This window comes from Acinetobacter sp. YH16051 (assembly GCF_013417135.1).
GTDB classification, from domain to species: Bacteria; Pseudomonadota; Gammaproteobacteria; order Pseudomonadales; family Moraxellaceae; genus Acinetobacter; species Acinetobacter towneri.
Window position 1 is genome coordinate 1 of the sequence record NZ_VPEN01000037.1, and the last position, 6,596, is coordinate 6,596.

General features: G+C 44.7%; 4 protein-coding genes and 2 pseudogenes. 4 read left to right on the forward strand and 2 right to left on the reverse strand.

What is annotated here, in order from left to right; all coding sequences use genetic code 11:
- The first annotated feature begins 246 nt into the window (after positions 1-246).
- Both FTV41_RS13365 and repC (FTV41_RS15250) read left to right on the forward strand, forming a co-directional pair.
- Positions 247-1,659: an MFS transporter gene (locus FTV41_RS13365; RefSeq protein WP_199792616.1), complete on the forward strand. Its 1,413-nt coding sequence runs from the start codon at positions 247-249 to the stop codon at positions 1,657-1,659.
- Positions 1,660-1,692: 33 nt separating this feature from the next.
- Positions 1,693-2,007: pseudogene (gene repC / locus FTV41_RS15250) on the forward strand (replication protein C, IncQ-type); the annotation flags it as partial.
- A gap of 14 nt (positions 2,008-2,021) precedes the next feature.
- Here the strand turns inward: repC (FTV41_RS15250) and FTV41_RS13375 are convergent.
- Positions 2,022-3,044 carry a hypothetical protein gene (locus FTV41_RS13375; RefSeq protein WP_247166083.1) on the reverse strand — a complete coding sequence of 341 codons (1,023 nt, stop codon included), beginning with the start codon at positions 3,042-3,044 and terminating at the stop codon, positions 2,022-2,024.
- Positions 3,045-5,238: 2,194 nt separating this feature from the next.
- Between FTV41_RS13375 and FTV41_RS13380 the strand changes: the two genes are divergently transcribed.
- Positions 5,239-6,192, forward strand: coding sequence for a replication initiation protein (locus tag FTV41_RS13380; protein ID WP_179991697.1), 954 nt, complete (start codon positions 5,239-5,241; stop codon positions 6,190-6,192).
- A 3-nt stretch (positions 6,193-6,195) separates the two neighbouring features.
- Here the strand turns inward: FTV41_RS13380 and FTV41_RS13385 are convergent, their stop codons facing one another.
- Positions 6,196-6,402: a hypothetical protein gene (locus FTV41_RS13385; RefSeq protein ID WP_179991696.1), complete on the reverse strand. Its 207-nt coding sequence runs from the start codon at positions 6,400-6,402 to the stop codon at positions 6,196-6,198.
- A gap of 5 nt (positions 6,403-6,407) precedes the next feature.
- Between FTV41_RS13385 and repC (FTV41_RS15390) the strand changes: the two are divergent.
- A pseudogene (repC, locus tag FTV41_RS15390) lies at positions 6,408-6,485 on the forward strand (replication protein C, IncQ-type); the annotation flags it as partial.
- Between the last annotated feature and the right edge of the window lie 111 nt (positions 6,486-6,596).

Sequence of the window (6,596 nt, forward strand, 5' to 3'; positions counted from 1 at the left end):
TAATTGGTAATACCATGAAAAATACCATGCTCAGAAAAGGCTTAACAATATTTTGAAAAATTGCCTACTGAGCGCTGCCGCACAGCTCCATAGGCCGCTTTCCTGGCTTTGCTTCCAGATGTATGCTCTTCTGCTCCTGCAGCTAATGGATCACCGCAAACAGGTTACTCGCCTGGGGATTCCCTTTCGACCCGAGCATCCGTATGATACTCATGCACGATCTTCATTCGAGCAACGGAGTTCTCTGTGTCTTTTAGCACCTCTTCATCGCGGCCTGCGCAAGTATCGGTCGCTCGTTCCTGGGCAGTCCTTGTTTGTCTGTCCATCCTGCAATTCCTCATCGCCGTCGACGTCACCGTGGTCAACGTGGCGCTGCCCTCTATCGGCAACGATCTGGGCGTTGATGCGCGCGGCCTGACATGGGTCGTCGTTGGTTACACCATCACAGGCGGTGGTCTGTTGATGCTTGGTGGACGTCTGGGAGACGTCTTCGGCCGCCGCCGCCTTCTGCTCATCGGAACCGCGATCTTCGGAGCGGCCTCGCTGATGGCGGGCCTCGCGGAGACCTTTCCGCTACTCGTCGGTGCAAGGTTGTTGCAGGGTGTAGGGGAAGCCCTCGCCCTGCCCGCTGCGATGGCGACCATCGTCCTGTTGTTTCCCGAAGGGCGGGCGCGCACCCGCGCCCTGAGCGTCTGGGCTGCGGTTGCGAGCTGCGGTCTTGTGCTGGGGTTCGTGCTCTCGGGAATCATCACCGAGTATCTCGGTTGGCGATGGATCTTCCTCATCGCCGTTCCGTTCGTCCTGTTCGTGCTGATCGCTTCTGTCGCCCTGCTACCTCGAGACCGATCACAGGAGCGCGCACCGTTGGATATTCTCGGATCGATTCTGCTGACGAGCGCACCGCTGCTGTTCGCTTTCGGAGTGGTGGAGGCCGGGGACAGCAATGGGGATGTGCCCTGGTCATCAATCGCTGCCCTGGTGGGAGCGGCAGCCGCCGCTGCATTGTTCGTCAAGGTGGAACGCCGAGCCGCAAACCCACTGGTTCCGCTGACCTTCTTCCGCAACCGGACACGAGTGCGAGCAAATCTTGCGACTGCACTGTTGAGCGCGGCGCTCTCAACGTCCTTTCTGCTGTTCACGTTCTATCTACAGGATGGACTCGGTCTCTCTCCGCTGGAATCCGGATTGCTGCTCCTGCCACTTGCGGTGGCACTAGTCGTCGCCGTGACCGTCGTACCTCGCCTCTTGGGGCGCTGGGGAGCGCGTGCTTGCATCGTCGTGGGACTGAGTTCCGCAGGGGCAGGCATGATCGTGATCGCGGCAGCCGCGCAGCTCGAAGCCCCCGCTTGGCTACTAACCCCCGCGATGCTCTTCATCGCCGCAGGAATGGGTTTCGGCCTCGTTGGATTGCAGTACGCGGCCGTGACCGAGGTCACCGACGATGATGCCGGAGTCGCATCCGGCGTACAGCGAGCCGCAGACCAGCTCGGTGGATCCGCAGGTGTCACGGTCTACGTGGGCCTGGGCTTCGCGTCGGCCCTTCACGGTGTATCACCCTATGTGCTAAGTAGCGGCCTCGCGATCATCGGCCTCTGCCTTGCGACCGCCATTGTCCAACGAATCGTAATCGTGACGCAGGAACAACAGACGAGGACATGAGCGTGCCGTCGTAACCCGATCCCGAAGTTCCCGATGAGGTGCTCCGTGGCGACGCCCGGCGACTCGTCAGTCAGCCCCGACCGGTGGTCGCGGGGCGCGCCCTTTGTTGCGCGCACCGCGACCATTCACCGCCCTCTCGGTCCGGTGGCGTATGACTGCGTCAAGGTGGAGGTGCGGGCGCTGGACAGCGAAACCGCCCGCCTGCTGCACCAGCGGCTGTGTGGCTGGATCGACCCCGGCAAAACCGGCAAGGCTTCCATAGATACCTTGTGCGGCTATGTCTGGCCGTCAGAGGCCAGTGGTTCGACCATGCGCAAGCGCCGCCAGCGGGTGCGCGAGGCGTTGCCTATTAAGTCCTGTTATTAAACCAAATATTTGTTAAATAGTTCGGTGTAAGTGTCTTGATTTACATCGTCTTTATTCAAATTGATTTGAACACTCTCATAAATCCTTCTTAAGAAAACATACTGAATAAAATCATCTGCATAATTCTTAATTCGGGGCAGGTAATTCAGCTCTAAAGGAATGTAGTAGTCCATTTTTCTAAAGTTTTTCCCTGTTTTTTTGAAGTGATAACTGACCGCATCAACAAACAATCGTCCGATCTGGTGCCGATTCCCTTTGAAGACTCCGTAAAATTTCAGATCATCATAAAATGACTGCAACTTAGACATGCCAACGCTTTTGTCATTATTTGAAATAAGTGTATTTATAATTTCAACATAGCTTTTTTTAATCAGCTGCACGCTAGGCTCATCAAATCGCCAAGTCCATGTATAGTTTTTTGCACTTTTCTCCGTATCAGGATAATTCTTTGATTTCTTTTTTGAGTGTGAAAGGCGCACCAGTTCAACATTTTTCCCATTTCCAAACGCAACTTTTAAAAAGGGCTTTTGTAAAACAAATTTGAATTTTTCATGGTCATTAAAATATGTCTGAATCAATGAAATTTGTTCTTGTTCTTCTTCTCGATTCCACGTTGTTTCAACTTCTGATATTCGCTGTTTGACTATTTTCTTTAATTGCCCCTCGCTTTTAAGAGTGTTGTATTCATTGCTTTTTGGAGTTGTCACAAACAGCCAAAATTCCCATATATCTTGGTCATAACGCTTTTGAATAATTAAATCCGCAATAGGCTCATTTTTTTTATTTAAACGATAAGTCCTTTGTCGTGGGCTTAAATCTAAAGAATATTTTTGGCTGAGTTTTTTTATGAGTTTTTGGATTTTATCTGCAAACATCGTGTTATCAGATTCAATAGTAAAGTGACTATAGAAATACGCACCGTTTGCAACTTTATCTACAATTTTTTGCGCTGTATAACGACTGTTCGGGCTGTAATGAATCATTTTATTGTTACCAAGCAATATTTGTTCAATTGTCATCAAACAATATTCTAAAAAGTCCTATGTAATCAAGCAATATTTATTCTAACTAAAAGCTATATTTTATAATGCTTTCAACGATTTTGATTTTTTACCAATGCCAAAGGCATTGGTCGGACTTAATTGACACAATTTGTCATCGTGCAATCAAGTGGTTCCTAGGTGACGGAATTTACATCTGTTTTTGCTTGGTTTATAGTCGCAATATTCATTGACTTAAAGCAGTCTGACCAACTGCCTGACCATTTTCGTTTTAGCGATTTTGAGCAGGCAACAGCCTGCTTAAAGCCATGTTTTTTTAGATAGCGCACAATTCAGAACTAGCCATTTTGAGTTGACCGATTGAGCGTACTACTGGAGAAATCCCGTTCGGTACGATCTGATGGGCGCTAGGGAGTTGTAATACTCCTTTTCGATCCAATCCGTTGTAAACGGGGTTGGGCGACAAGGACACGGGAGCCTATAAACAATCGAATGATTGTGAAGTGGTCGTGAGGTTAGATATAGCCTGACTAGATACAATTTTTTTTGTATTGAAACCCTGTTTTAACGATTACCGTGAGACCCTGACAGGATGTTAAGGGTCACTAATAACGGCAATGTGTTGCGGCAAATGCACTCTAAGAGGGAAGCGCAGCTCATTGGCACAACTGATGGCGTTTGAGGTAACAGCAATGTTACAGGCTAGCTGAGGAGAAATCTGGAAGCAGCGGCACCACTGAGTGAGATCATCTCAAGCAAAGTGGGTCAACGGATAGCTTAAACAGTATACATCCGGAAGCATAAACCGGAGACACGTGTAGATTAAGAGCCATACGCTCAGATTTTGTCTCAAAGTCATATCCACCAAATCTAAGGAACCGCGTGGTGGGGAAAATGGAAGCACTGACAGACAAAAGAGCATTGGCGTTCAATTGCTAAGATCGTTAGAAATAACTTGGGAATCTCCATGCTTAGACATTGAGTTGTCACGGCAAGGCATGGAGAGGGAGAGAGGATGAGTAGGTCGTATAAGTTATGAAAATAACGAAGTCGATGCTGTATTAAACATTGCGAACTCACCAGTGGCGTGGCTGCTAAGGGTGGTAAAGGGAGTAGTGTTGTCGAAAATCCGAGTCGGTTTTATGTTGTTATCTAAAAAAGCGAAACATAGCTAAAAATGGTTTGGTCGCCATTGTTTGTTCTGATAGGTCGGGATTGGTCTCCCGATCTAAGTCAGGACTAAGCAAACGTTAATGAAAGAAAAGAAAATACGGCAGCATAGTCTTGTGTACTGCATGATTTTTTTCATAGTTTCAATTCTAACTAATTGAATATTTAACTAATTTAGAAAAATTAGCGGGAGTCCTCGTTAAGATGAGTTTTTTCCATTCTTTAGTATAAAGAACGACGTATTGTGATAATGACTTGGGTATTTGCCTACCCATGTTCTACTCGACAAACAACGTGAACTCTACGAAAGTGAGATATGACTCCCTCGGTTGCGGCAAAACAACTAAACGAGGTGAGTTCCTAAATCTCTCTATTTTGCTTTCTAAGGCACTTTAATTTACTTCATGTAGGTAATATCAAAAAAACACCTAAAGTAGCTAAAAACCCTTATTTTTTGCATTTAAACGGTATATTTAACGAGTGTCTACGAGTGACACAAAGAAAAGTTGAGCCTCGACCCTCTGAAAAACTGCTTTAAAAAAATAAAAAAGACAAAAGGAATTAAATCAAATGCTGGTATTTGCACCTAGACCGAGCGAAGCGAGCAAAAAAGCTCTATGAGCGAAGCGAATTCATAGCCGCTTTTGCTTTTTTGAATCCTCGAAAGCAGTCACCAAAAAACAGCCCCCAAGACCGAGTGAAACGAGGTCAAAATGCCACGAGCGAAGCGAGTGCCATAGGGCTGTTTTTCACTCCCCTGCTCCTTTTTATTCTTTTAAGAAGCTTTTAAATACTTTTAGCCCCCCCTCAAAGCCACGTGTAACATGGCTTTCAAACTTTAAAAAAGTACAAACGCCAAGTATTAAAGTACAAACGCCAAGTTAAACACTGTTTAAAAAGTACAAACGCCAAGTTTAAAAAGTACAAACGCCAAGTATTAAAGTACAAACCTATGTATGTACTTTAATTTGTAAAAAAGTATTGACTCAAACAATGTACTTAGTATAAAAACAAACCGATTTATTATTTTTGAGCTGTTTATATGGCTGTAGATCTAAAGAAACATTATCCGAAAGATTGGGTTGTCTTACAAAACCGAGTTGCTGAATGCTTTCGTGGAATGAGCCTTGATGAAAAACGTCTTTTTATCATGTCTACGCCGCTTGCTAGAACAACACAAATATCAAGTAATGAACCTATTTTTATCTCATCTCATGAATTTTCACGTGAGTGTAATGTCGATCTTTCAACCGCATACACAGCACTAGAAACAGCGTCAGAGCGTCTTTTTACCCGATTTTTCGGATATACAGCACAAAATGGGGATCGGGTGAAAATAAGATGGTTGAACAAGGTTGTTTATAAAGTAGGGCAAGGGGGTTCAGAACTCTACTTTACTGATGAAGTCCTTCTTCTTCTTAGGGAGTTTGATGCTTTAAATCCTTATACAAAATATAAAAAAGAGGTTGTATTACGGCTCCGGAAAGACTACTCACTAGACATCTATCACTTAGCTAAGAAACATCAGGTGATGGGCGGTTTTCAAATCAGCCTTAATGATCTTTTTGAACAGCTTGGCTTACCTGAGTCGTATCAAGATTTAAGTAATTTAAAAAAAAGGGTAATTAAACCCTCATTAGATGAAATTAATCAAAATACGGATATTAACCTCAGCTATGAGAATATAAAGCAGGGGCGTTCTGTAGTCGGCTTTAAGTTCACTGTAAAAGAGAAACCAAAACCTAAAACTCTAACGACACAAGCTCGGGACCCGAACACAATAGATATGTTCTGCGATTTAACAGATGCTCAAATCAGCAAATATAGTGCTATTTTAAGTCGTGTAAGTGACATATCTGACCTTTCTACATTCCCGACATACGATGCTTTTACTCTGTTTATTGCCGGTATTTTGAGAGACCCAAAATCAGTACGTGAAGAAACTGCAAAACGGATATTTACAGCATTGCGTAAACATACTGATTTCAAAGGGTAATACCTATTTTCTTTCAAAAAAATAGGTGATCAAAGCAAGTATTCCCAAGGCTTTTGAGATTATTAAATAATCATCACTAGGTACAATATCGACATAGTGAAATGCTGTTAGCATCAACCAAAAGCCTAGGAAAAAAAATATAAACTTAGACTTAAATAAATGAGGGAGTTTTTTAAATATTTCAGCAGTTTTTAAGGTTGCAATATTCATATTAAGTGGTCGCGCTGGGCTGGACGGTAACCGAGTTCGCGGCGGGCAAGTACGACATCACCCGGCCCAAGGCGGCAGGCTGACCCCCCCCACTCTATTGTAAACAAGACATTTTTATCTTTTATATTCAATGGCTTATTTTCCTGCTAATTGGTAATACCATGAAAAATACCATGCTCAGAAAAGGCTTAACA

Excerpts from the sequence above, each read along its gene's own strand:
- FTV41_RS13375 (WP_247166083.1), bottom strand. The coding sequence starts at position 3,044 with ATGACAATTGAACAAATATTGCTTGGTAACAATAAAATGATTCATTAC.
- FTV41_RS13380 (WP_179991697.1), top strand. The coding sequence starts at position 5,239 with ATGGCTGTAGATCTAAAGAAACATTATCCGAAAGATTGGGTTGTCTTA.
- FTV41_RS13385 (WP_179991696.1), bottom strand. The coding sequence starts at position 6,402 with ATGAATATTGCAACCTTAAAAACTGCTGAAATATTTAAAAAACTCCCT.